The sequence below is a fragment of the Thiolapillus sp. genome, assembly GCF_048562965.1.
In the GTDB taxonomy this organism is placed as follows: domain Bacteria; phylum Pseudomonadota; class Gammaproteobacteria; order Chromatiales; family Chromatiaceae; genus Thiolapillus; species Thiolapillus brandeum_A.
Genome location: NZ_JBHNMF010000595.1, coordinates 1 through 1,922 on the forward strand (window position 1 = coordinate 1; position 1,922 = coordinate 1,922).

General features: G+C 56.8%; 1 protein-coding gene. It reads left to right on the forward strand.

Features of this window, described 5'->3' with window-relative positions:
* The first annotated feature begins 186 nt into the window (after positions 1-186).
* Positions 187-1,689: a sodium-dependent transporter gene (locus ACOCD2_RS18140; protein WP_293650007.1), complete on the forward strand. Its 1,503-nt coding sequence runs from the start codon at positions 187-189 to the stop codon at positions 1,687-1,689.
* The last annotated feature ends 233 nt before the right edge of the window (positions 1,690-1,922 follow it).

Consider the following 1,922-nt stretch of genomic DNA (forward strand, 5'->3'; position numbering starts at 1 on the left):
GTGTTGGGTCAATAGCATAGACTCGGCGTACTATGATGTCAAGCCTCTACAGACATGAAAAAGCGATTGTAGATCCATCGAGGCAGGCTTGTACTCAGTCTTAGGGGTGAGTAGTTACCTTGAAAGTATGCACGAGTTACTGGTAGATTCATGCACTACCACAGGTTGCTCGGGGCGGATCAAAAGATGGCAAGAGAACAATGGAATTCCCAGTTGGGCTTTCTTCTCGCGGCGGTGGGCTCCGCCATCGGCCTGGGCAACATCTGGCGTTTCAGCTACCTAGCCTATGAACACGGCGGTGGCGCCTTTCTGGTTCCCTATGTGATTGCACTGCTGACCGCAGGTATTCCCCTGCTGATCCTGGAATACGGTATCGGTCACGAACGGGTGGGCTCGGCTCCCCTGGCCTATGCCAAGATCAGCAAACGCTGGGAATGGCTGGGCTGGTGGGCGGTGCTGTTCGTCATGTTCGGTATCGTGCTTTATTACTCGGTGGTCATCGCCTGGTGCATGAACTTTTTCTGGCTGTCCTTCGACCTGGGTTGGGGAGACGATCCCAACAGCTTTTTCTTCAAGGAGTTCCTCCAGGTCAGCGACAGTCCCGGTGATATCGGCGAGGTGCGCACCCCCATTCTTGCTGCCCTGGCGCTGGTCTGGCTGATCAACTGGGCCATCGTCTACCGGGGTGTGCGGCGCGGCATCGAGCTGGCCAACAAGATTCTCATGCCCACCCTGCTGGTGCTGATCGTGGCGCTGGTAGCCTGGTCCCTGACTCTGGAAGGCGCCGCCATGGGCATCAAGGCCTATCTCAGCCCCCACTTCTCCCACCTGTCCGATCCCAGGGTTTGGATCGACGCCTACAGCCAGATTTTCTTCACCCTGAGTCTGGGCTTCGGCATCATGATCGCCTATGCCAGCTATCTGCCCCGCAAGGCGGACATTACCCGCAACGCTCTGCTCACCGCCGTGATCAACAGCGGTTTCTCCCTGTTCGCCGGCCTGGCTGTTTTCGCGGTACTGGGCTTCATGGCCACCACCCAGCATCAGCAGCTGGCGGATGTGGTGGCGGAAAGCATCGGTCTGGCTTTCGTCGCCTATCCCAAGGCGGTGAGTCTGATGCCCGGCGGTAATTTCTTTGGCGCCTTGTTCTTCCTCTGTCTGGTGGTGGCAGGGCTGTCCTCCGCCGTGTCCATCATCGAGGCGTTCGTCTCTGCCATGGTGGACAAGTTCGGCATGAGCCGCCAGAAGCTGGTGACCTTCATCTCGGTGCTGGGCTTCCTCGGCTCCATCGTCTTCACCACCCACGCGGGCCTGCTGTGGCTGGATATCGTGGATCATTTCGTCACCCACTACGGACTGGTGAGCGTGGGCATCATGGAGTGTCTGGTGGTCGGCTGGCTGTTCCGGCTGCCCAAACTGCGCCATCACATCAACCGCATCTCCTCCATCCCCCTGTGGCGCTGGTGGGATTTCCTCATCAAGATCTTCATTCCCCTGGTGCTGCTTATCATCCTGGCGGGCGATCTCTATTCCGAGGTTCAGAAACCCTATGCCGGCTACAGCTGGGCCTCGGTGATTCTCATCGGGCGGGACTGGCTGCTATTGACCCTGGTGGCTGCCTTCGTCATCGCCTGCCGCCCCTGGCGGACGGGTTCTCACGAGGAAGGGGGACGCTCGGACAATATCTAGTTCCCGTCTATAAATGCCAAGTCATTGAAATTCAATTGAAAAACCGAAAAAAGACGATGAGAAATCCGGTGCAGGATGGTACAATTATGATGTAAAAATCTGCGTTCTTAGAAACGCAGACTTGCCTTTTGCCCCCTATAAGGGGGCTTTGATGCCAGCCTTCTGAGAAGGCTGGCTGGTGAGTTATCCCATTTCATTGATTACTTGCCCAAGTCCATTTGAACTTGGCGTTG

Excerpts from the sequence above, each read along its gene's own strand:
- ACOCD2_RS18140 (WP_293650007.1), top strand. The coding sequence starts at position 187 with ATGGCAAGAGAACAATGGAATTCCCAGTTGGGCTTTCTTCTCGCGGCG.